A 23,791-nucleotide genomic window follows, 5' to 3' on the forward strand; every position below is an offset into this window, starting at 1 on the left:
CTAAGAGGTTGGTATCGATTTATCAATCGATGTTACGCTAAATATAAAATATTTTCGGGCAGCAGATAAATTTTAACCTCGTCTTTGGTTTCAAAGAGTGGGATAATTCACAAACATTCAGTAAATTATACAATGAATTCAAAAAAATACAATATGAAAAATTTAACTCTCCCGATTCGTTTTGGCATAGTCACGAGTGCTGTGCTGATTGCGTATTTTTTGATTTTGGCCTTAATGGGCAAGCATACAAATGTGTTTTATAGCCTGTTCAATGGTGTAATCACGGGTTTTGGAATTTATGAGACCATTAAATATACCAAGATAAAACAGGGTAAGTCTTTCAGCTATGGAAATGGGTTTACGGCCGGTATAACCACTGGCTTTATCGCAACATTGTTGTTTACTATTTTCTTTGCACTCTATGCGACGGAATTGGATAGTGCTTTTCTGGACAAACTTTCGGTTGCCTGGTCCAATGATTATAGGAATTTCCAGGGCATCGTGTTTTTCACCGTGGCCATAATGGGGTTCGCCACTACCTTGGTTTTAACCCTTTCGTTTATGCAACTTTTTAAGACCAGCAACAATTCAAAAAAAATAATGGGCTAAATCCGTGAGGAATACTTGTGGATTAAGGATTTAGCAGTATATTTGCACCCGCTAATTTTGATAAAGCGCAATAAATTTAATCTAATTAACGCATTATGTACGCAATTGTAGAGATGGCAGGGCAGCAATTTAAAGTTGCTAAAGACCAAAAAGTGTACGTTCACCGTTTGCAAGGAGAAGAAGGTGACAAAGTTACCTTTGATAAAGTTCTTCTTTTGGAAGATGGTGATAACGTAACCATTGGCGCCCCGGTCATAGATGGTGCGGCTGTTGAGGCCAAAGTTGTAAAGCACCTAAAAGGAGACAAGGTAATCGTCTTTAAAAAGAAAAGACGTAAAGGTTACCAGAAAAAGAACGGTCACAGACAATATTTGACAGAGATCGTTGTTGAGGGAATTTTGACAAAAGGTGCCAAGAAAGCAGCTCCTGCTAAAGCAAAGGAAGAATCCAAGCCAGCAGCAGAACCTAAAAAAGCTGAGAAAAAAGCAGAAGCACCTAAGAAAGAGGCTCCAAAAGCAACCGAGGACTTGAGCTCCAAAACTGTTGCTGAATTGAGAGATATGGCAAAAGCCAAGGAAATTACCGGTTACTCTTCCATGAAGAAAGCCGAGTTGATTGAAGCGTTAAGCAAATAAGAAAAGAACTAAAATTTATATATCATGGCTCACAAGAAAGGTGTAGGTAGTTCAAAAAACGGTAGAGAATCAGAATCGAAACGCTTAGGTGTTAAGATTTTTGGTGGTCAGGCAGCAGTTGCTGGTAACATTATTGTAAGACAACGTGGTACCAAGCACAATCCTGGCGAAAACGTATACGCTGGAAAAGACCATACTTTGCATGCCAAGGTAGATGGTGTGGTTAAGTTTGAAAAGAAAGTTGGTGGTAAATCTTATGTTTCCATCGAACCTTTTGAAGCATAACAGCGATTTATAAAAGTTAATACGGAAAGGCCCTGCATTTGCAGGGCCTTTTTTGTTGTCTTTATTTTTAATGGTTTGTTAACCCAATGGTGATGTTGGAGTGAGAATCAAAAGCGTACTTGAACTTTTGCTTTTTGCTCAATAACCCACCATGAAAAATGTTTTTGGTTTTGTTTTTTTGTTCAGTTTATTGATTCCGATGGGCGGTTCGGGACAACAGACCAATGTACCTATAACGAATAGAAAAACTACGGATACTTACAATGCACTTCAAAATCAATTGGAGATTGCAAAAAAGAATCCTGAGAACCTGACCAAAATTGCACAAGCCTATCTTCAATTGGGTGAGTACTATCATACACTTGGTCTGTATACCGAAGCCATAGCGCAATACAATTCTGCATTGGAACAGTTAGGGACCAATTTGGATGAATCTCTGCACATTACACTCAACAATAATATTGGTAAAGTATATCTTTCGTTGAACAATTTTGAGTTGGCCGAAAAGTACTTTGAGGAAACCAAACAAGCATCAGAACAACTCAAAGATGATAAGGGTTTGGCCGTTTCACTAGGGCTGTTGGGAGCAAGCCACGAAAAACAATCCAAATACGACGAAGCCCTCCAAGACCAAACCCAAAGTTTAGAGCTTTTTCAAAAATTGGATGATTATTATGGAGTTGCTATTACCAACGAAAATATGGGCAGCATATATGAGGATTTGGGACAGTTCGACCGCGCTTACCAATTCTTTAATAAGGCCTATTGTTATTTTGAAGGCAAAAACACAACCGAGGAAATCAATGTGCTCAATAATCTTGGTGATTCATTCCGAAAACGGGGCGATTATCAAATAGGCTTAGCCTATACCACAATGGCTTTGGACTTGGCCAAGGGGTTGAACGATCTCCATGAATTGGAGAGCGCGCATAAAGACCTTTCCAAAAACTACGCCCTCATGGGCAATTTTGAAATGGCGCACGAGCATCTGCTTCTTGCTGAAGAATATAATAGTGAAATGCTAAGGTCACAAAACTATGACCAATTGAACGTGCTCCAAACCATTTATGAGACCAATAAAAAAGAAGCAGAGATTCAACTATTGAAGGAGCAGAACAAGGTAAGTGTTGCCAATCAGAATTTACTTTGGGTTGCACTATTCGCCATAGCCGTTATTTTTATAATTCTCTTTTACTATATGGGCAGAAAGCGGAAGGCTACGTTGAAGATTCAGGAGTATAAACACCGTATGCTCAAGGCAGAGTTGGACAAAAAAGCCATTGAGGAACAAAACTTACAGCGCGAAGTGCAGTTAAAAGCAGCCTCATTATCGCGATATAGCCTGCACCTCTCCCAAAAGAACAAGATTTTGCTCGATATGTCAAACACACTTCGGAATATGGTCTCACGAAAACATATGAATACTTCGGACAAAATAAAGGAACTGGTCAACGAGATAGATTTTAATCTAAAGCAGGAACAGGAATGGGACGAGTTTATGACTTTTTTTAAGGAGATCCACCCAGAGTTTATCAAGAAACTTTCGATGCTTTCGGAGGATTCATTATCTCCGGCAGAATTACGATTGGGAATGTTATTACGTCTAAATCTTTCTTCAAAAGAAATTGCATCCATTTTACGTGTTACTCCGGATAGCGTTAGAGTGGCCCGTTACCGATTGAGAAAAAAGTTACCCATTGACCAAAAAGAAGAGTTGGTCAACTTTATGATTGAACTTTAACCTCTTAATACCTCTCTTTTTGAGGAAAGGTTATCCCAATGTAAAAAAACTGTAATTGTTGCCCTCTTGTTTCTATCGATTTTCACTTTTGTTTCCTTTTTGTTTCCCTTTAATTTAAATCATAAAGAGTTGATATACATAGTTTTGGATAACATTCTAACGTAAACCAAAATGAAATTGATGAACCTTAAAAAACTACTTTTTGTAACGCTATTTCTGGTGCTCGGAACGGCAATGGGCCAAGCACAATCAGGAAATATTCAGGGTACGATTACCGATGAGAACGGTATCTATGTTCCCGGTGCCAATGTGTATATCGAATCCTTGGTAAAAGGAGCCATTTCCAATTTTGATGGAAAATTTACTTTGGTGGGCATCCCCGAAGGGAGCTATACCTTAAGGATAACCTATATGGGCTACTCCGATGTTGAGCAGGAAGTAACTGTGAGTGCGGGACAAACCACCCCTGTGAGTATTACGCTTCAATCCTCGAATATGGAATTGGATGAAGTTCAGGTGAGTGCTTACGGACTTAGTGGACAATCCAAAGCATTGAATACGCAGAGAAACAATATGAACATCACCAACGTGGTCTCTACCGACCAGATTGGAAAATTCCCCGATGCTAACATTGGTGATGCCGTTAAGCGTATTCCGGGCATCACCATGCAAGTAGATCAAGGTGAGGCACGTAATATAATTGTTCGTGGTCTTTCTCCACAGTTAAACTCTGTTACCTTGAACGGAAGCAGGATTCCTTCTGCAGAATCCGATAACAGAAATATTCAGATGGACCTTATCCCTTCGGATATGATCCAGACCATTGAAGTGAACAAGGCGGTTACCCCCGATATGGACGGTGATGCACTGGGTGGTTCTGTAAACTTGGTGACCAGAACGGCGCCACAAGGTTTCAGGCTTTCTGCCACCGCGGGTTCGGGAGTTAACTTTATTACCGACAAGCGTATTTGGAACGGTTCCATTTTAGTGGGTGACCGTACCAACGATGGAAAATTCGGGTACATGTTCTCGGCAACGATCAACGATAACGACTTTGGTTCCGATAATATCGAAGCCGAGTGGGACAACGAGTTTGAATACAATACGGGAGTCGAAGATGAAGAGGGCGAGCCTATTCTTGAAGAAATGGATGTTAATCCGTATACCAATGTTACGGAGCAACGTACCTATTTGGTGCAAAGGGTAAGAAGAAGTTTTTCTGCCAATTTTGATTATCAGATCAATGCCGCCAACAACATCTATTTAAAGACGATGTACAACTGGAGGGACGACCGGGAGAACAGATTTGCATTTGCCCAAGAGATATTGGACGGCGAGGATATAGAAGAAGGGGATTTTACCATAACCAATGGGGTTCCAACGCGTTTCCCGATTGAGGCCGTGCGCGAATCCAAAGGTGGAATAGCGGGTGGTAGAAACAAAAACCGTAGGTTGGAAGACCAGCGTATGCAGAACTATACCTTGGGAGGTGATCATCTTTTTGGGAATCTAAAATTTGATTGGATGGGAGCTTATGCCAAAGCATCAGAAGAACGTTTGAACGAGCGTTACGCCGCCTACGCCGCCGAGTATATCATCAACAACGATAACTTTGACCCAAAGTACCCGATTATGACAGCTGCCGACCCAAGCGACTTTAATAACTTGGATAATTTTGAGTTTGATGAGATCACCAACGAAAACCAATACACCGAAGAAGAGGATATCAACTTTTTTGCAAATTTTGAATTGCCCGCCGATATTTTTGGTAAGGGGGAAGGTAGCATCAAATTCGGGGCAAGAGGCCGTTTCAAGACCAAATTGAGAAACAATGATTTCTTTGAATATGATTTGGAGGATTTGTACCCAACGTTGGGCGCAGTTCCTGTAAAAAATTACACTGACCCGGATTACTTGGCAGGAGAGAAGTTCCAAGCGGGAACTTTTGCAAGCGAAGAATGGTTGGGGGCACTTGATTTGAACAGTACAAACGGCGAAGCTTTACCGGACGAGTACCTTCCTGGGAATTTCGAGGTAAAGGAGAACGTTCTGGCGGCTTATCTAATGTTCAACCAAAAACTTTCAGAGAAATTGAGTGTATTGGCAGGTGTTAGGGTAGAGAATACTAAACTTGATTCCGAAGGAAACAGAGTAGTTTATATAGAGGAAGACGAAGATGCAGGAATCGAAGAAAGTATAGAGGTTGAAGGCGTTTCGGACGAGAATTCGTATACCAATGTATTGCCGGGCATTCACTTTAAATATGACTTGGACAATAGCACTGTTTTAAGGTTTGCATGGACAAATACTTTGGCGCGCCCAAATTACGTGGACCTTATTCCAAGATCGGAAATCGTAAACGAGGACGAGGAGGTTATCGTAGGCAATCCAGAATTGGACCCAACAACCTCCATGAACTTTGACTTGAATGCTGAGCACTATTTTGAAAGCGTTGGTATCCTATCCGGGGGATTATTCTACAAAAGGATAAATGATTTTATCTACACCTATATCACCGAAGCAGAAGATGATGCATTTGGTTCCGGAACTACGGGTTATGATGTGTTTCAGCCTTTGAACGGCGATTCTGCTTCCATTTTTGGTGCTGAGGTATCTTTTCAAAGGCAATTGGACTTCTTGCCCGGTTTTGCCAGGAACTTTAGCATTTATCTGAACTACACTTACCTATCATCAAACGCTGATGGTATCCGTAACGAGGATGGTGACGAGCGTACCGATTTGGATTTGCCAAACACCTCCCCGAATATGTTCAATGGTTCCTTGGGTTATGCCGATAAAAGGTTCAGCGCCAGGCTATCCGCTAACTTCTCGGATTCTTATATTGATGAAATAGGAGGCAATGCTTTTGAGGATAGGTATTATGATACCCAGTTTTTCTTGGATTTTAATGCCAGTTACGCCATCACCAACAATTTGAGAATCTATACCGATGTGAACAATATTACAAACCAGCCGCTGCGCTATTTCCAAAGCGTAAAGGAAAGAACACAACAAGCAGAATTTTACAGCGTAAGATTCACCTTTGGTTTGAAGTACGACTTGTTTAGAAAATAATTTCAGGTAGTATATTTATATACGGTGTCACAACAAGTGCCTACCAAGTAAGGGTAGGCGCTTGGGACTGGCATTTCCTATCTTAATTATCAATATGAGAAAAATATTTATACCAATTATAGCTGCTGTTGCATTGACCTCTTGCAATCAAGGAAGCAAACTGCCAGCTATTGCCCCAGATATAATCACAGAAAAAACGCCGAACGATACCGATGACCCCGCTATTTGGATCAATCCGGACGATGCATCCAAAAGTATTGTGTTCGGAACCGATAAAGAGACCAACGGCGGTGTTTATGCCTTTGACCTTGATGGTAAGATCATTGAGGAGAAATCCATCAAAAACATCCAAAGACCCAATAATGTGGATTTGGAATATGGCTTTCAGCTAAACGATTCCGTTACCGTTGATGTAATCGCTTTTACCGAAAGGGAAAAACAACAGATCAGATTGTTCTCCGTGCCCGACATGAAACCGCTCGATGGCGGTGGTTTTCCAGTATTCGAGGATGAAACGGATATGGAGCAACGTTTGGCCATGGGAATTAGTCTGTACAAATCCCCAAAGGATTCATCCCTATATGCGATTGTCGGCAGAAAGATAGGACTAAGCGGTTCGTATTTGTATCAATATAAACTGGAATCGGACAGCACAGGGGTTTCGTCCAATTTGGTGCGTAAATTCGGGAGTTTTACAGGAGGAAAGGAAATCGAGGCCATAGCTGTGGATAACGAAATGGGTTACGTTTACTATTCCGACGAAGGAGAATGCGTAAAAAAATATTACGCTGAACCAAGTATGGGCAATGAAGAATTGGCCTGTTTCGGTGGTGAACTGTTCTTGGAGGATATTGAAGGCATTGCCATTGCCAGGTACGCCAATGGGGAGGGATACATCATTGTTTCCGATCAACAACGCGGACAGTTCAACATATTCTCCCGAAAGGACAATAGTTTTGTAAAAGCCGTAAATCTATCTACCTTGGAAACCGATGGTTGCGATGTGGTCACTGTGCCATTGAACGATACGTTCCCAAATGGTCTTTTCGCCGCCATGAACGATGAAAAAAACTTTTATTTCTACGACCTGAAAAAGGCGCTGGACTTAAAACCTTAGTTTTCGTTTTCGGGCGGTAATTTCCCAGGTATCCACTTTTTTACCGTTCTCGATAACAGAAACTTCATCATGAAGGTTGATACTGGGACAAATATGATACGGAATCCCGTACAGGACATCACCAACTTTGTATTTGTCCCAATCCTTTACCTTGATCACCCCGTGTTCCTCACTCTGTGAAAGCAGTTCGTAACCATCAAGATTCAGGAATTTCACACGCTTGTCAATTGGGTTTTCGGCCGCTACCGATTTATGTCCCAAGTCTACGGTTATAATCCCTTCGGTTGGTTTGGAAATTACCCGTGTGACCAAGATTGCGGCATGCTTGAAATTTTGTTCCGTCAATTTTTCACCATATCCCCAATCCCAAAGCACACAAGTGCCGGGGCTGGTAATTCTATTTTCTTGCAGCAAATGAGATGTGAACGATGGGGTTCCGCCACATATCAATTGAGCATGGGGGTAATCTACCCTTAGCGCATCAAAATAAACCACCACATCCATTACCTCTTGTTCTATTTTTTGGTTGCGCACCTCAAAATCGGAATCCCTTAGGTGGCCATCGTAAGCGTGCAGCCCTTTAAAATTGAGTGATTTGCATATTTTCAAATAGTTGATGAGCTCGTCCAGCCCTGGGCCAATTTGGATTCCGGACCGGTCCATTCCATTGTTGATATCAATATAAATATTGGCCGTGAGCTCTTTTTCTTTGGCTTTTTGGTTTAAAAGTTCCGCACTGTCCAAATTGTCCACTAAAGTTGAAAACTCTGTATTTGGATAGTGTTCCATCAAACGTAAAAAACGATCCAACTTTGGTCCCACCAATTGATGGGCAATAAAAACGGCTTTGGCTCCAGCCTCTGCGGCAATCTCTGCTTCGGAAATAGTGGAAGACTTGAATTTTGAGATTCCCGAGCCCAACAAAAGCTCCATTACCCGGGGCATTTTGTTGGTCTTTATGTGCGGCATCAATCTATCTGTTTGTCCATGGACCATCGAAACCATCTCTTCTATATTGAACTTGAGATGTTCCAAGTACAATGAGATGGATGGGGAATCAACAGTTTCAATATTTTCAATTTCGTACCAATGGTCATTCATAACATTCCTCTTTTGAACCAATAAAGGTAAGAATCAAGATTTGATGCCTAGGAATTTTTTTGCCGGCGGACCAATTAAATGTGTCGAAATGAGATTCTAGAAAACCTAAAATCAAAATCTTTTGTACCTTCAATAGCATTAACTATAAATCTTATATCATGAAAAAAGTTATTATTTCTTCACTTTTAGCCTGCTCTATTTTGTTTACCAGCTGCTTAGGTTCTTTTAGCGCTTTCAATAATTTGAAAGATTGGAACCAGGGATTAACGGATAGTAGGTTTTTGGACAACCTCATTTTTTGGGGATTGAACATTGTGCCGGTATATCCACTTTTTTTCTTGGGAGATACCCTTATCTTCAACGTAATCGAATTTTGGTCCGGATCCAACCCGATAGCCATGAAAGATGGAGAGTCGGAAACCCAAATGGTGGAGCACGATGGCAACACTTTTGAAATGATCGCAACCAAGAACAGAATTCAGGTAACCGTGGTGGAAGGCCCAAAAAAAGGAAAGAAAATCGATTTGGTGTACAAACCGGATGAAAAATCTTGGAATGCCGTTCGTCCTAACGGTGAGATTATTAAACTTTCCTCTTTTGAAGAAGGATTCTACATTGTTTACATGCCCAATGGTGAAGAAATAAAGATTGACCCAAATAGCACAAGGGAAGAAGGTCTGGCCTTGTTGGAAGAAAACAAGACCTGCTACTATGGAGAGACCCTATTGGCAGATTAATAAAATTTTCCCAAATAAAAAACCCATGGCAAGCACCATGGGTTTTTGCTTTTTAATCCTTTGGTGTTTAGTAACGGTAGTATTCAGGTTTAAAAGGACCTTCTACGGTTACACCAATATATTCAGCTTGTTCTTCGTTAAGCTCTGTTAACTCGGCACCCAAACGAGACAAGTGCAGTTTGGCCACTTTTTCGTCCAAATGCTTCGGAAGCATGTACACCTCGTTGGCATATTTGTCATTGTGGTTCCAAAGCTCTATTTGCGCCAAGGTCTGGTTGGTGAACGAGTTGCTCATTACAAAACTTGGGTGTCCGGTGGCACAACCAAGGTTTACCAATCTACCTTCCGCCAAGATGATCACATCTTTGCCATCTATGGTGTATTTGTCCACTTGAGGTTTTATTTCATTCTTGGTATTTCCATAGGTACCGTTCAACCATGCCATATCTATTTCATTGTCAAAATGGCCAATGTTACATACAATGGCTTTGTCCTTAAGGGCACGGAAATGCTCCTCTCGGATGATATCTTTGTTACCTGTTGTGGTAATCACGATGTCTGCATTGGATACCACGGTTTCCAGTTTTTTCACTTCAAAACCATCCATACAGGCTTGTAGGGCACAGATCGGGTCGATTTCGGTAACGGTAACAATGGAACCGGCTCCACGGAATGAAGCTGCGGTACCTTTTCCAACATCGCCATAACCTGCAACCACTACGCGTTTACCGGCCAACATAGTGTCGGTAGCTCTACGAATGGCATCCACGGCACTTTCACGACAACCATATTTATTATCAAATTTTGATTTGGTAACAGAATCGTTCACGTTGATGGCGGGCATCGGAAGTGTTCCCTTTTTCATTCTTTCGTACAAGCGGTGCACTCCTGTGGTAGTTTCTTCTGACAACCCCTTAATACCTCCTGCAAGTTCTGGATATTGGTCCAACACCATATTGGTAAGGTCGCCACCATCGTCCAAGATCATGTTCAACGGCTTTCTGTCCTCACCAAAAAACAAGGTTTGTTCTATACACCAGTCAAACTCCTTTTCGTTCATACTTTTCCAGGCATACACAGGAATTCCAGCAGCGGCAATTGCAGCGGCGGCATGATCCTGAGTAGAGAAAATGTTGCAAGAACTCCAGGTAACGTCAGCACCCAGTGCGACCAATGTTTCAATCAAAACAGCAGTCTGGATGGTCATATGCAAACAACCGGCTATTCTAGCACCTTTTAAAGGTTGTTGTTTCCCATACTCTTCACGTAGGGCCATAAGACCTGGCATTTCTGCTTCGGCAAGCTCAATTTCTTTCCTTCCCCAATCGGCAAGAGAGATATCTTTCACTTTATAAGGAACATACGGAATTGTCTTTGTGCTCATACTTTATATAAATTTACTTTTGTAGCTTCGCTTTTGTAGTGCGACAAAGATACAAATTCACTTAACTTAAGTTAATGCCTCTTTACAAAACAATAACAGTTTCTCCGACCACTAAGGTCTACATCTGGAAAGTGACCGAACCAGAAGGTGAACTTTCTAAGAATGTGGAGCTTACAGAGCATTGTCAAACTAGGATGGACGGCATGAAATCCATGGCGCACCGACGGGCTTTTTTGAGTATTCGTCACCTTATGGCCGAGGCAGGTTATGTGGACCATGATTTGTATTATGACGATTTTGGGAAGCCCCATCTAAAAGATGGTAAGTTTATATCCATTACCCATTCGCACAACTTTACAGGCATCATCATCAGTGAAACGGATGAAGTGGGTATAGATATTGAGATGCAACGCGATAAAATATTGAAGATAGCTCACAAATTCACACCTATCCAAGAGTATAAAACGTTGGCCAATTCCGAAGCACTCATACGAAAATTGACCATAGTTTGGGGGGCAAAGGAATCGCTCTATAAAATTTATGCACAACAGGGGCTCAGTTTTTTACGTCATATCAATGTCATCGATTTTTCTTTTGAGGATACTCGAACCGTTGCCGAAATACTGTACCATGGCAAAAGGACCCATTACGAAATCGAGTTTTTGGAGTTTGAAGGGTTTACGTGCGTTTATGCCCTTAAAATGATGGGGGGATAACAATTCCTTTTTGTAGTTTTACCCTGAAATTATTTGCTCCATGAGAATATCCGTTGAACTTACGCTATCTCCGCTTCAGGATGATTTTGAGGCCCCGGTAATCGCTTTTATCAAAAAGTTGCGAGACTCTGGACTTACTGTTTTGGAGAACCCACTGAGCACACAGGTTTTTGGGGGTTATGATGAAGTAATGGAATTGCTCAATTCAGAAATAAAGAAAAGTTTTGAGAATTTGGACCATGTGGTGCTGACCATGAAAATGGTAAAATCCGACCGAAGCGAGTATGAACCCCATTTTTGATTTTTTTCTTGGTCCTTACGAAGGTCGTGAGCTGTCCCTCATCATTTTGGAGGCAACTGCATTTTTCTTTGGTATTGCCAGTGTTGTCTATGCCAAAAAAGAAGATATTCTGGTATATCCTACCGGCTTGGTCGCTACAGTTATTACGACCTATATCTTTTTTGTCGATAATCTTTTCGGGGACATGATGATGAACTTCTACTATTCCATAATGAGTATTTATGGATGGTGGAACTGGGCAAGACGAAGGGATGATAGAAACCCTGTGGTACATATTACACGAACCAATTCTAAGGAGAAATTTATCGGGATTGGTTTTTTTCTGTTGACCATGTTGGTCACATACGGGGTTTACAAAGCTTTTGGAGCGGATATAGGGCCCACAAACTACGTGGATATCTTTACCTCGGGTGTTTTCTTTACGGCAATGTGGTACATGGCCAACAAAAAGCTGGAAAACTGGACCCTTTGGATATTGGGTGATTTAATTACCGTACCTTTGTACGCCTACAGGGGATGGGGTATGTTCTCTTTACAGTACCTCATTTTTACTGTTCTAGCTGTACAGGGATATCTAGCATGGAAGAAAAACTTGGCCAAGAGCCCACAAACCTCATAAAAGTGGTCCTTTTTGGACCTGAATCCACAGGCAAGACCACGTTGTCCAAACAACTGGCGGAATACTACAATACCGAATGGGTGCCCGAATATGCTCGCGAATACCTACAAGATAAATGGGACAGAGAACAAAAAACATGCGAACCACACGATTTGTTGCCCATTGCTTACGGACAAATGCGCCTAGAGAACCAATTGGCGAAAAAAGCAAATAAAGTACTTATATGTGATACCGACCTTTTGGAGACAAAGGTGTATTCCGAAGCGTATTACAACAGTACCTGTGACCCACTTTTGGAAGAATACGCCCTAAAAAACAGTTACGACCTCTACTTCCTGACCTATATCGACACGCCTTGGGTAGCTGATGATCTTAGGGACAAACCGGATGAGAGAGAACGGATGTTTATGCATTTTAAAGAAGCTTTGGAGGATAATAACAGGAAATTCATTAATTTGAGGGGAGATAAAGCGTCAAGGCTTTCCACAGCAGTAGAACACATAGATAAACTTCTCCAAAAACATGATAAAATTAAGTCCTAAAGACTTGGAACAACTGGACTCCAAAGGAATTTCCAAAGAAAAAGTAAATAATCAAATACAAACATTTAAAGAAGGCATCCCATTTGTACAACTATCGCAAGCAGCGGTAGTGGGCAATGGAATACTTCGGTTCTCGGAAAAGGAGCAGTTGGATCTGCTTCAATATTTTGAGGATAATAGAAAGGAACTTGAACTATTAAAGTTTGTTCCAGCCTCCGGAGCGGCATCCCGTATGTTCAAGGCCATGTTCAATTTCTTGGACAGCTATGACCCATCAAAAGAAGAGCTGTCCGAATACATAGAACGCACAGGAGACCAAGATGCTAAAAAATTTACCAAGAATCTTTCCGACTTTCCCTTTTATGATTTGATCATGTCCAGAATCAAGGGCAAAGCCTCCAACAAAGATGAGGAAGCCTATCTTTTTGTAAAGGAAATGTTGATGGACAGCGGTCTTAACTATGGCTTTTATCCCAAAGGTCTTTTGCCTTTCCATAAATATAAAACGGGTACGGCAACCCCCTTCGAGGAGCATTTGAAAGAAGCCGCCCTCTATGCAAAAACAAAGGGTACCGCCAATCTTCATTTTACCGTATCGGAACAGCATGATGAGATGTTTGCGAAAGAGGAAGCGACTGTGGGGCCAAAAATCTCCAAGAAAACAGATACTTCTTTCAATATTACCTATTCCAATCAAAAACCATCTACTGATACCATTGCAGTAGATATGGAGAACAACCCTTTTAAAAATAACGATGGTTCTATTTTGTTCCGTCCGGGAGGACATGGTGCCCTCATAGAGAACCTGAACGATCAGGATGCAGATATTATCTTCATCAAGAATATAGATAATGTGGTCATCGATAAAAACTTGGAGACCGTATCAAACAGTAAAAAAATGTTGGCAGGTGTTCTTAAAAAAGTTCAGGACAAAGCGTTCGCCTATGCCAGACTTTTGGACAAGGATGAAGTTTCCATTGAAAAAGCTGACGAGATCAAAGCGTTTTTGGAGAAAGACCTTAATGTACGTATGCCTAAGAATTATGATGATTTTGGAGTAGAGGAGCAAAAAGCGATGTTGAAGGACAGAATCAACCGTCCCATACGTATATGCGGTATGGTCAAAAATGAAGGTGAGCCCGGTGGCGGTCCATTTTGGATAAAAGATGCACAAGGCAACATATCCCTTCAGATAATAGAGTCCGCCCAAATAGATATGGAGGATAAAGCCCAAGCGGCTATACTACAGAATTCCACACATTTTAATCCGGTAGATCTGGTATGCGGGGTACGTGACTACAAAGCACAAAAGTTTGACCTTTTGGACTTTGTGGATAGCAAACAAGGTTTTATTACCGGTAAAACCAAAGAGGGAAAAGAATTGAAGGCACTGGAGCTCCCTGGATTATGGAATGGGGCAATGGCTTTTTGGAACACCATTTTTGTAGAGGTGCCACTGGTGACCTTTAATCCGGTTAAAACGGTTAATGATCTTTTAAAACCAACTCATCAGGCATAACTGATTAATTAACAATAGACTAATCCCGCTGCTGAAAAAGTAGCGGGTTTTTTTATATTCAAATGTGACTTGGTTTTAAAAGATGTGTCTAAAAATATAATCGGAATCGTTTCCGGTGACATGATTAAATTTTTTGATAATCCTTGCGGGGTTGTCTTAACTAGGTTGGTTGATTTGGTAAGATAGCCGTGCTTTATGTACGGCTTTCTTTTCATTAATGTTCAAAAAGATAGACAACGGCATATATGTTTTACAAAATAATATTGTTTTTAAACGTGGTATCGTTGGGCTTGGCTCTATATATATTGATATCCTACTTAAGGAACAGAAACAAGCATAAACATATCAAAAAACAGGATGATGCTATATAAACACTAGCCATGTATTATCCATTTCTGCCAATCTGTACCATGGTCTTTTTTCCTTGTGACCATTTATTGGCAAATACGAAAGGCTGCCTGGGCAGCCTTTCTTGTATAATTTTTACACACTTTGTTTACGGTATTACACAGTTTTACACAACTATTAAAATTGGCACAAAAACGTAAAGTATTAAAAATCAATAAATTAACTGGATTTTTAAAAATTTTCTGGTGTTGGCACTATGTTTTCAGTTAGATAAGCAAGTTTAACAATAAAATTAAATACCATGAAAAATTTAGCTTTAGCAACAGTACTATCATTTGTAGGAATCACAGCATTTGCAAATGTTGAAACTCCAGAACTAGAAAATAACAGTGCAATCGAGATTGTAGTAGGAGATTTTGAAGAAATCAGCGTGTCTGACCTTCCTTCTGCTGTATCTAGCGCAGTAGAGTCTAACTACCCTACCGCTAAAATCGATAAAGCATACAAAAACGATAAGGACCAATATAAATTGGAACTTACCCTTGAAGACGGTACATCAGGAACTGTATATGCCGATGCTGAAGGGAACTGGATTGACATGTAATTAGATATATCACCCCACAATAGTTAGTTTGGTTGATGAAGGGCTGCAGTATGCAGCCCTTTTTTTTTGTGATAATTTTATAAGAAAGCAATCATCTTTAAAAAGATATGGGCCGTATATTAGGTAACTGAATTATGCCCAAAATCCTAATCATTGAAGACGATACCGCTTTCTGTCAAATGCTTCAAAAGTTTTTGACCAAGAACGGTTTTGAGGTATCCATAGGTTTCTCCATCAAAGAAGCAGAGGAACATCTTGCATCATCAACTTTCGATTTAATATTGTCCGATGTAAGATTGCCCAAAGGAAACGGAGTTACTCTGCTTGCACAGGTCAAACGCGATTCTCCAAAAACGCAGGTTATTCTGATGACGGGTTATGCAGAGGTGAAAACCGCGGTAAACGCCATCAAAGAAGGTGCTTTCGACTATATTTCAAAACCTTTTACACCAGAGGCGATACTTGGAGTGATCAAAGAAGCATTGAAAACACAGGTCGTCGAAACACAAAAGGCTGTTGAACCTTCTAAAAAGGTACCAATAGAGGAGAAGAAGCCCGTTGGCTTTTTAAAAGGACAGGGAGAAAAATCCAAAAAACTTCAACAGTATGTAGAGTTGGTCGCCCCCACAAATATGTCTGTTTTGCTTACTGGCGAAAGCGGTACGGGAAAAGAGGTGACAGCCAACTCCATTCATTTGGCAAGTAAGAGGAGCAATAAACCTTTTGTGGCCGTGGATTGTGGGGCCATACCAAAAGAAATAGCCACAAGCGAGTTTTTTGGTCACCTTAAAGGTAGTTTTACGGGAGCTATTGATGATAAAAAAGGTCATTTTGAAGCTGCCAATGGCGGAACACTCTTTTTGGACGAGGTAGGGAATCTTTCATATGAACACCAGGTACAATTGCTCAGGGCCATTCAAGAACGTAAGATAAAACGTGTGGGTAGCACCCAAGAAATCCAAGTGGATATTCGAATTATAGCCGCCACAAACGAAAATCTTCTTGAAGCTGTCGAAGAAGGCGATTTTAGGGAAGATTTGTACCACCGACTCAATGAATTTTCCATAGAAGTACCATCTTTAAGGGATAGGCGGGAAGATATTCTCCTGTTTGCCGATTATTTTTTGGCCAGGGCCAATACCGAATTGGACAAAAATGTGCTTGAATTTTCCGAGGAAACCAAAAATATTCTGCAGAAGTACGATTGGCCCGGGAATTTAAGAGAAATGAAAAATGTGATCAAAAGAGCTGTACTTTTCTCCCCAACGGAAACCATGTTCCCTAATGCATTGGCAGATGAGGTGGTCGATGGCGCCAATAAAGAGCATGAAGTCAATTTCTCTAAATCCGATTTTGAACGAGAAAGGATTCTGAGTGCATTAAAGCAAACCAACTTTAACAAGAGCAAGGCAGCAAAACTGTTGCAGGTTACCCGAAAGACACTTTACAACAAAATCAATCAATATCAATTGGATGTTTAGCCAGATATGCTTGGATTTCAACATCAAGATTGTTCAGGACTGTTTGAAGTTCTGATAAAATTTCAAATACCTTTTCTCCTGTTGCATCATCGGGAAGATGTTCCAAAACCTCCAATAATTGAATGGCATCATGTACTTCCAATTGCCTGAACATGGGTAGCATTTTGTGGGATATGGCCTTAATATCGGTATAATCCTGATTGCCAATAGCGGAAAACATGAGCTCCATGTTTTTGAGGGAATTATCCAAAAAGACCTGCAAAACTTCTTTGACCGACTCAAAACTGTCTAGAAATGCGGAAATATTTCGAATGGTAAATAAGGAGGAAGCTGTGTCCGGGATTTCGTTTTTGAAACTCATATTATTGACGAACGACAAAGCTTTTAATAGGTCTGTTGCTGAGAAAGGTTTCTGCAGAACTTCGGTAAAACCTGCATCCAAATATTCAGATTTATTTCCAATCTGTTGACCGGTCATTGCTATTATGGGTTTTGAATAACCTGTATTATTGACTTTTTCCAATACTGAAAAACCATCAATCGAAGGCATTTGAATATCCGTGATAACCACGTCGAATTGATGGATTTCGGAAATGTGAAAATCATCAAAATTTGTAAAAGTTGCGGTTTTTACCTGATGGAGTTTGCAGACTTCTGATATAAGACTCAACATATTTTCGTCATCATCGATTACCAAAATGGATAAATCATCAGGTTTTACAATTGGAGTTTCGAAATTGTCCTCTTTGATTTCGATATTGGTAAACTCAACAGGAATCTCAACTGTAAAGGTACTCCCCTTGTTCACTTCGCTGCTCAAGCTTAAAGTGCCATCCAATAATTCGGTAAGTTTTTTGGAAATGGTCAGGCCAAGGCCATACCCAATTTGTTTTTTCTCTGTGGATTCCCCTGCTTGGATAAACTCTTGGAAAATGGCTTCTTGCTTTTCTGCAGGTATTCCGATTCCTGTATCCTCAACCTCGATTTTTGCCCATTTGGATTTACTTTTTTCAACCACAGTTGCGGTAACCTTTACAGACCCTTCATCGGTAAATTTAAAGGCATTGCCAATCAGGTTGGATAATATTTGCCGTATTCTAAATGGATCGTTTATGATGGGTGTTTTTAAATCTTCGGAGACTTTCAATTGTAACGACACTCCTTTTTTGGATTGCATCTCCTCAAAATCTGTTGCCGTGTCTTCTATTAACTGTGACAGCAAAAAAGGAACTTTGTCCAATTGAATTTTGCCAGCCTCTAATTTTGAAAAATCCAAAAGGTCGTTCACCAGTTTTTCTACATAATCGGAAGAAGATTGAATCTTTTTTAAATAATTCGATTGTTCGGAATTTAGTCCGCTTTGCCCTATCAAATCGGAATAACCGCTAATGGTATTCAAAGGAGTGCGCAGATCGTGGCTTACGGTCGATATAAGCTGCTCCCTACTTTTTAAAAGCGATTCCGAATATTTTTTGGCCCTTTCGAGACGTTCCCGATATTCTTGGACTTTCCAATAATCTTTGGAAATCATAAAAGTGAATACAACTACGATAATCAACCCTAAGATCACCGCTCCACCGGCCAAACGTGTGCTTTTTTTCAGTGCTTCTTCCTGCTGAAGAGCATCTAGATATGTGTTCTGGGCCATTTCTCGTTCAAAATCCGATAAAATCCCCCTCATTTTTTGGGAAAGTTCAAGGTCTGTGCGATATATTTCGAGTTCCTTTTGAAGTACAGTCCTCTCGGCAGTGGCAGTTTCTGTAATGGCTTTGTTTATGATGGATTTGGAAACCTCTAAAATGGAATCGATATTGTTGGCGTCCGCACCCCCATCTGAGTTCGGGATATTCTTATTAAGAATGGCCACAGATTTTCGTATGGACTCTTTTGCTGCTGGGGATAATTTGTCAAAGTTCGGAGCAAAGGTTTCGGGGGTAATTCTTCCCATACCCACTTCCATATCATGAAAAGCCTTTAAAACCGAATCCAACGAAGTATTGTTTTCGTTCCGTACCTTAAGTTTTCGCAATTCTGCATTATTGAAGACTTTTTGGCTCAGTAATTCTTGAACACTGTCTAATTCAGAACTTAGGGGACTGTAATCTGATCTTACCAACGGCTTTAGAGAATCGATGAAGGCCGTAATAGAATCCACTTTTTGCGCATAGGATCTTAAATCCTCTGGCTTTTTGGTCTGGAGGGCCAATTTGGATAAATTTTCAGCATCGTAGAGTTGTGTGAGCAATATATTGGTCTTCAATAGCTTTTCATTGCTGTCGTCCTGGTTTTTGGATGAGGCGTAGCTTTTGAATTCATTATAGATGAAAAATGCAGCCAGAGATGCAAGAAGACCCAGCGTAACATAGCTCATTACAATTTTCAGGGTAAACCTTTTTTTTGATTTTGGATGCATACTCTTATATACGCTTGCACTTGGGGTGCATGGTTGTTAGCAAAAGTTAAATTTTTAAGATGTTTTTTATGAAAATCAATACGGGCAGCTTACATTTGCGGCATCTCAAAGGGGTGCTTTTAACAAAAGGCTGAGATTATACCCAATGAACCTGGGCGGGTAATGCTGCCAAGGGAATGCGCTGGCCGCATCTTGGAATTTCTATGTTTCTTTAGAAACAAAAATCAATTTTTAACAAAGAATAATGACCCCTTTTATTCGTAACATTTTTACGAATGAAACTCTATTCAATTATTCAAAAAAGAGTCTTTTCTGGCTCGTTGCGATCGTCGAAAAAAACTAAAGGACATCGCACCAAAATGCTATTTGCAAGTACGGCCCTATTTGGCCTGGCACTTTCCTTAAGTGCACAAGAAGAACCTGTTGACAGCCTTGAGGGAACAAAAGTTGTTCTGGATGAAGTTCTAGTGCAATCCATAAGGATTACCAAGGATTTCCCCATTACTTTTTCTGATTTGGATAAGGTGGAACTGGCTCCTCGAAATCTCGGTCAGGACATCCCGATTCTCATGAATTTTATGCCAGCCGTTGTGACCACATCGGATGCTGGGGCGGGTATCGGTTACACCAGTATGCGGGTTCGTGGTAGCGATGCAACAAGAGTCAACGTTACAATTAACGGTATTCCGTATAACGATGCAGAATCGCATGGTACTTTTTGGGTGAACATGCCCGATTTTGCTTCCTCTACGCAAAGTTTGCAATTGCAGCGTGGCGTGGGAACATCTACGAACGGTGCAGGTGCCTTTGGGGCTAGCTTAAACATGCTGACCGATGCTTTTTCGGAGGAAGCATATGCAAAAATCTCATCATCAGTAGGAAGTTTTAATACACTGCGCAGCAACGTAAAGTTTAGCACGGGTTTAATGAACGACCATTTTGAATTTTCTGGACGTTTATCACGGGTAACTTCAGATGGTTACGTAGATCGGGCATCCTCTGAATTGGAAAGTTATTTTCTGCAAGGAACTTATAAAGATGATAATACCTTGATCAAGGCGTTGCTTTTTGGTGGACACGAAATTACCTATCAGGCGTGGAACGGTATAACCGCAGACCAGTTGGAAGATAACCGTACCTACAACTCGGCCGGGGAATATACCGATGATAACGGAAATACTCAATACTATGAAAATGAGGTCGACAATTATAAGCAAGACCATTTTCAATTGCACTGGTACGAGACTTGGAACTCCGCATGGAACACGCATTTGGCCGTTCACTATACAAGAGGCCGGGGCTTTTTTGAGCAATACAGGGAAGAAGACGATTTTGCTACTTATGGTCTGGAACCTTTCACAGTAAATGGAGAATTGGTAGAAACTACCGATTTGATTCGCCGCCGTTGGTTGGACAATGATTTTTATGGAACCGTATTTTCCGCTACCTACAAAAGTGAAAGCCTAGAACTAATTATGGGCGGGGGGTACAATGAATACAAAGGAGACCACTTTGGCGAAATCATATGGGCAGAATATGCACGCAATAGTGAAATTCGTGATAGGTATTATGACGATAATTCCACCAAAACAGATATAAACTTCTACACAAAGGCTAATTATCAGCTTACGGACCAGTGGTCCTTGTTCGGAGATGTGCAATATCGTGGTGTTGGTTATCAGGCCAATGGCGAGGATACTGGTCTAGTGGACGATACATTCAATTTTTTTAACCCGAAAGCTGGAGTCACTTTCGATTTGAACCGAAACAATAACTTTTACTTTTCGTATGCGCGAGCCAATAGGGAGCCCAACCGTAACGATTACGAAAGCGGAAGCCCAAAACCTGAAAAACTCAACGATTTTGAGCTGGGCTGGAGATACGTTTCACCAAGTTTTCAGTTGAACACCAATGTGTACTATATGCGTTACAAAGATCAGTTGGTTTTGACTGGAGGTTTGAATGATGTAGGGGCCCCGTTGAGGTCCAACGTTGGTGATAGTTATCGTTTAGGATTGGAAATCGATGCCAACGTAACGCTCTCCAATTCCTTTAAATGGAGACCGAACATTGCTTTGAGCGATAACAGGAACCTAGATTATTTCTTTGAGCGGGATGGAGAGCTTCAAGATTTGGGAAATACAAATATTGCCTTCTCCCCAAAATTGATTGCGGGCAACATTATCACCTATCAGCCCAACACCAACTTTCAGGTTTCATTGCTTTCAAAGTTTGTAGGCAAACAATACATGGGCAATATAGATTCCGAAGGCTCGGTTTTGGATAGCTATACCCAAACGGATTTCAATATTCAGTACACGATCAACATGAACTCTTTTATAAAGAGTATTGAACTTTCCGGTTTGGTGAACAATATTTTTGATGCCGATATTGTCTCCAACGGATATTTCTACACGTTTGATGATGACTATTCCAATCCTGGAACCATTACCACAATTGAAGGTGCCGGTTACTATCCACAAGCAGGAATCAATTTTCTTGTGGGAGCGACCATCAACTTTTAAGGTGTAAAAAGAACGGGATTCTGTAAATTTATCCATAATGACAGAATCCCGTTTTAATTTTTCAGAAGAAAAGCCCCTGCGCTGGGGCATTATCGGTTGTGGTGCCGTAGCCGAAATAAAAAGCGTGCCAGCCTATAAGATTACACCCGGTTTTGAGGTTGCCATGGTAATGCGGCGCGATTCGGAAAAAGCTGAAGATTATGCCAAAAGGCACCGGATTCCTCATTGGACGACCGATGCTGATGAAGTAATCGGCAATCCAAATATTGATGCAGTTTATATTGCTACACCTCCCGATACCCATAAATTTTACGCTTTAAAAGTAGTTGCAGCGGGGAAACCTTGTTGTATAGAAAAACCCATGGCCCCTACGTATGATGATAGTTTGGCCATTTATGAAGCTTTTCGGAAAGGGGATGTTCCTCTTTTTATAGCTTATTATCGCCGTTCTTTGCCCAGATTTTTGAAAGTCAAGCAATGGTTGGATGATGGTCTGATCGGTGAAGTCCGCCATATCCATTGGCAAAAGACTAAACCGCCCAGCGAACTGGATTTGAGTAAAAAATACAACTGGCGTACCGATTTGGCTATCGCCAGAGGAGGGTATTTTGATGATTTGGCCAGCCATGGCCTGGATTTGTTCATCTTTCTGTTGGGTGATATTGTAGAGGTTAATGGAACAGCAACCAATCAACTAGGGCTATATACTGCTTTTGATGCAGTAGCGGCCCATTGGATGCATGATGGAGGGATAACGGGTACAGGTAATTGGAACTTTGGCACCCATGATCGGACGGACAAGGTTGAAATATTAGGTTCCGAAGGCAGTATTCGTTTTGCCGTTCTGGATGAGGCTCCCATTGAACTGAACAATGCATCAGGAAGTCAAACATTGGAAATTGTGCATCTCGAACATATTCAAGAATTTCATGTAAAGAATATTAAACGTCACCTTCTTGGCAAATCAGTACATCCATCAACGGGAAAAACGGGACTACATACCAGTTGGGTTATGGAAAAAATTCTGGGAACACTTTAAGGTGCTACCAAAGTTGATGCACGTGTTTTTTGATGTACTTTTCGTAGATGTCGTTGACGGCAACTTTCTCTTTTTTTGTTAACGGAGGTAGTTTAGCAGCATTGATATTGCTGTTCAGGTGTTCAACTTTGGATGCTCCGGGAATAATGCAACCGACCTCGGGAAAATCCAATATCCAACGAAGTGCAATGGGAGCCAGGCTTTCTCTATCAGGAAATACCTTTTTAAGTTCATTTACGGCTTCCAGCCCAACATTAAAAGGAACGCCACTAAAGGTTTCGCCCTTATCAAAAGCTGCACCATCTCTGTTAAAATTCCTGTGGTCTTCTTCATCAAAAGTGGAGTCCTGAGAAAATTTTCCTGTAAGCAACCCGCTGGCCAAAGGCACGCGGACAATTATACCGATGTCTTTTTTCTTTGCCTGTTCAAAGAACAGTCCCAACGGGCGTTGCCTGAACATATTGAATATGATTTGGACCGTTTTGACGTTGGGATATTCAATGGCCTTTAAACCCTCCTCTATTTTTTCTATACTAACACCAAGGTTTTTTATTTTGCCCTCATCCTTTAATCGGTCGAACAATTCAAAAATTTCGGGACGGTAGTACACTTCCGTCGGAGGGCAGTGCAATTGAATCAGATCCAAGCATTCCAGCCCAGTGTTTTTTAAGCTGTCCTCCACATATTTTCTAAGCACCTCCGGGGTATATCCTCCATTAATGTGCGGATTGATTTGTCTTCCACATTTTGTGGCCACAAAAACTTCTTCGGACCTTGATTTTACCACTCGGCCAACGGCTGCCTCACTTGCACCGGCTTGATAGACATCAGCGGTGTCTATAAAGTTTACACCGTCATCTATTGCTTCATTAATAATTTGTTCAGCTAAAGCATCATTGAATCCAGAGCCCCATTTTCCACCTACCTGCCAAGTACCCAAGGAGATTTCAGAGACTTCTATTCCTGTTTTTCCTAGTTTTCTATACTTCATTCTTCAGGA

Annotated in this window: 20 protein-coding genes; 16 read left to right on the forward strand and 4 right to left on the reverse strand. The window is 41.0% G+C overall.

The window, feature by feature from the left end; all coding sequences use genetic code 11:
* The first annotated feature begins 153 nt into the window (after positions 1 to 153).
* The 6 genes from DCK90_RS09105 to DCK90_RS09130 all read left to right on the forward strand — a co-directional run bounded on the left by DCK90_RS09105 (position 154) and on the right by DCK90_RS09130 (position 7,462).
* Positions 154 to 609, forward strand: a complete 456-nt coding sequence (locus tag DCK90_RS09105; RefSeq protein ID WP_108245953.1) for a DUF4199 domain-containing protein — start codon at positions 154 to 156, stop codon at positions 607 to 609.
* Between the two features lie 95 nt (positions 610 to 704).
* Positions 705 to 1,244, forward strand: coding sequence for a 50S ribosomal protein L21 (gene rplU, locus DCK90_RS09110; RefSeq protein ID WP_108245861.1), 540 nt, complete (start codon positions 705 to 707; stop codon positions 1,242 to 1,244).
* Positions 1,245 to 1,268: 24 nt separating this feature from the next.
* Positions 1,269 to 1,529 (forward strand): 50S ribosomal protein L27, encoded by a 261-nt coding sequence (gene rpmA / locus DCK90_RS09115; RefSeq protein WP_108245862.1) that lies wholly within the window; start codon positions 1,269 to 1,271, stop codon positions 1,527 to 1,529.
* 151 nt (positions 1,530 to 1,680) lie between these two features.
* The gene (locus DCK90_RS09120) at positions 1,681 to 3,270 is read left to right on the forward strand and encodes a tetratricopeptide repeat protein (RefSeq protein WP_108245863.1); all 1,590 of its coding nucleotides are present in this window, start codon (positions 1,681 to 1,683) and stop codon (positions 3,268 to 3,270) included.
* 171 nt (positions 3,271 to 3,441) lie between these two features.
* Positions 3,442 to 6,345: a TonB-dependent receptor gene (locus DCK90_RS09125; RefSeq protein WP_108245864.1), complete on the forward strand. Its 2,904-nt coding sequence runs from the start codon at positions 3,442 to 3,444 to the stop codon at positions 6,343 to 6,345.
* A gap of 94 nt (positions 6,346 to 6,439) precedes the next feature.
* Positions 6,440 to 7,462, forward strand: a complete 1,023-nt coding sequence (locus DCK90_RS09130; RefSeq protein WP_108245865.1) for a phytase — start codon at positions 6,440 to 6,442, stop codon at positions 7,460 to 7,462.
* Here the strand turns inward: DCK90_RS09130 and DCK90_RS09135 are convergent.
* Entirely contained in the window at positions 7,451 to 8,563 is a 1,113-nt protein-coding gene (locus DCK90_RS09135) for a D-TA family PLP-dependent enzyme (protein WP_108245866.1), read from the reverse strand. The genes DCK90_RS09130 and DCK90_RS09135 overlap by 12 nt on opposite strands.
* Before the next feature lie 158 nt (positions 8,564 to 8,721).
* Here DCK90_RS09135 and DCK90_RS09140 point away from each other — a divergent pair, with 158 nt between their 5' ends.
* On the forward strand, positions 8,722 to 9,300 hold the full coding sequence (locus DCK90_RS09140) for a DUF3332 domain-containing protein (protein WP_108245867.1): 579 nt from the start codon (positions 8,722 to 8,724) through the stop codon (positions 9,298 to 9,300).
* A gap of 67 nt (positions 9,301 to 9,367) precedes the next feature.
* On the opposite strand, the gene ahcY is transcribed toward DCK90_RS09140, so the two are convergent.
* Entirely contained in the window at positions 9,368 to 10,684 is a 1,317-nt protein-coding gene (ahcY, locus tag DCK90_RS09145; protein ID WP_108245868.1) for an adenosylhomocysteinase, read from the reverse strand.
* A 74-nt stretch (positions 10,685 to 10,758) separates the two neighbouring features.
* Here ahcY and DCK90_RS09150 point away from each other — a divergent pair, with 74 nt between their 5' ends.
* From DCK90_RS09150 to DCK90_RS09180, 7 genes are all read left to right on the forward strand, one after another.
* Positions 10,759 to 11,400: a 4'-phosphopantetheinyl transferase family protein gene (locus DCK90_RS09150; RefSeq protein ID WP_108245869.1), complete on the forward strand. Its 642-nt coding sequence runs from the start codon at positions 10,759 to 10,761 to the stop codon at positions 11,398 to 11,400.
* A gap of 40 nt (positions 11,401 to 11,440) precedes the next feature.
* Positions 11,441 to 11,701 (forward strand): thiamine-binding protein, encoded by a 261-nt coding sequence (locus tag DCK90_RS09155; RefSeq protein WP_108245870.1) that lies wholly within the window; start codon positions 11,441 to 11,443, stop codon positions 11,699 to 11,701.
* Positions 11,685 to 12,320 (forward strand): nicotinamide riboside transporter PnuC, encoded by a 636-nt coding sequence (gene pnuC / locus DCK90_RS09160; RefSeq protein ID WP_108245871.1) that lies wholly within the window; start codon positions 11,685 to 11,687, stop codon positions 12,318 to 12,320. The genes DCK90_RS09155 and pnuC overlap by 17 nt, the downstream gene beginning before the upstream one ends.
* Positions 12,281 to 12,862, forward strand: coding sequence for an AAA family ATPase (locus DCK90_RS09165; protein ID WP_108245872.1), 582 nt, complete (start codon positions 12,281 to 12,283; stop codon positions 12,860 to 12,862). The genes pnuC and DCK90_RS09165 overlap by 40 nt, the downstream gene beginning before the upstream one ends.
* On the forward strand, positions 12,843 to 14,381 hold the full coding sequence (locus DCK90_RS09170; protein WP_108245873.1) for a DUF4301 family protein: 1,539 nt from the start codon (positions 12,843 to 12,845) through the stop codon (positions 14,379 to 14,381). The genes DCK90_RS09165 and DCK90_RS09170 overlap by 20 nt, the downstream gene beginning before the upstream one ends.
* A gap of 649 nt (positions 14,382 to 15,030) precedes the next feature.
* Positions 15,031 to 15,333: a hypothetical protein gene (locus DCK90_RS09175; RefSeq protein ID WP_014032362.1), complete on the forward strand. Its 303-nt coding sequence runs from the start codon at positions 15,031 to 15,033 to the stop codon at positions 15,331 to 15,333.
* A 134-nt stretch (positions 15,334 to 15,467) separates the two neighbouring features.
* Positions 15,468 to 16,814, forward strand: coding sequence for a sigma-54-dependent transcriptional regulator (locus DCK90_RS09180; RefSeq protein ID WP_108245874.1), 1,347 nt, complete (start codon positions 15,468 to 15,470; stop codon positions 16,812 to 16,814).
* On the opposite strand, the gene DCK90_RS09185 is transcribed toward DCK90_RS09180, so the two are convergent.
* On the reverse strand, positions 16,789 to 19,185 hold the full coding sequence (locus DCK90_RS09185) for a hybrid sensor histidine kinase/response regulator (RefSeq protein WP_159075798.1): 2,397 nt from the start codon (positions 19,183 to 19,185) through the stop codon (positions 16,789 to 16,791). The genes DCK90_RS09180 and DCK90_RS09185 overlap by 26 nt on opposite strands.
* Before the next feature lie 317 nt (positions 19,186 to 19,502).
* Here DCK90_RS09185 and DCK90_RS09190 point away from each other — a divergent pair, with 317 nt between their 5' ends.
* Positions 19,503 to 21,752, forward strand: a complete 2,250-nt coding sequence (locus DCK90_RS09190) for a TonB-dependent receptor (RefSeq protein ID WP_108245876.1) — start codon at positions 19,503 to 19,505, stop codon at positions 21,750 to 21,752.
* A 37-nt stretch (positions 21,753 to 21,789) separates the two neighbouring features.
* Positions 21,790 to 22,791: a Gfo/Idh/MocA family protein gene (locus tag DCK90_RS09195; protein WP_108245877.1), complete on the forward strand. Its 1,002-nt coding sequence runs from the start codon at positions 21,790 to 21,792 to the stop codon at positions 22,789 to 22,791.
* 4 nt (positions 22,792 to 22,795) lie between these two features.
* Here the strand turns inward: DCK90_RS09195 and DCK90_RS09200 are convergent, their stop codons facing one another.
* A complete protein-coding gene (locus tag DCK90_RS09200) occupies positions 22,796 to 23,782 on the reverse strand; it encodes an aldo/keto reductase (protein ID WP_108245878.1) in 987 nt (328 codons plus the stop codon).
* Positions 23,783 to 23,791: the final 9 nt, after the last annotated feature.

The organism is Muricauda brasiliensis, assembly GCF_003057865.1.
Classification (GTDB): Bacteria; Bacteroidota; Bacteroidia; order Flavobacteriales; family Flavobacteriaceae; genus Flagellimonas; species Flagellimonas chongwuensis.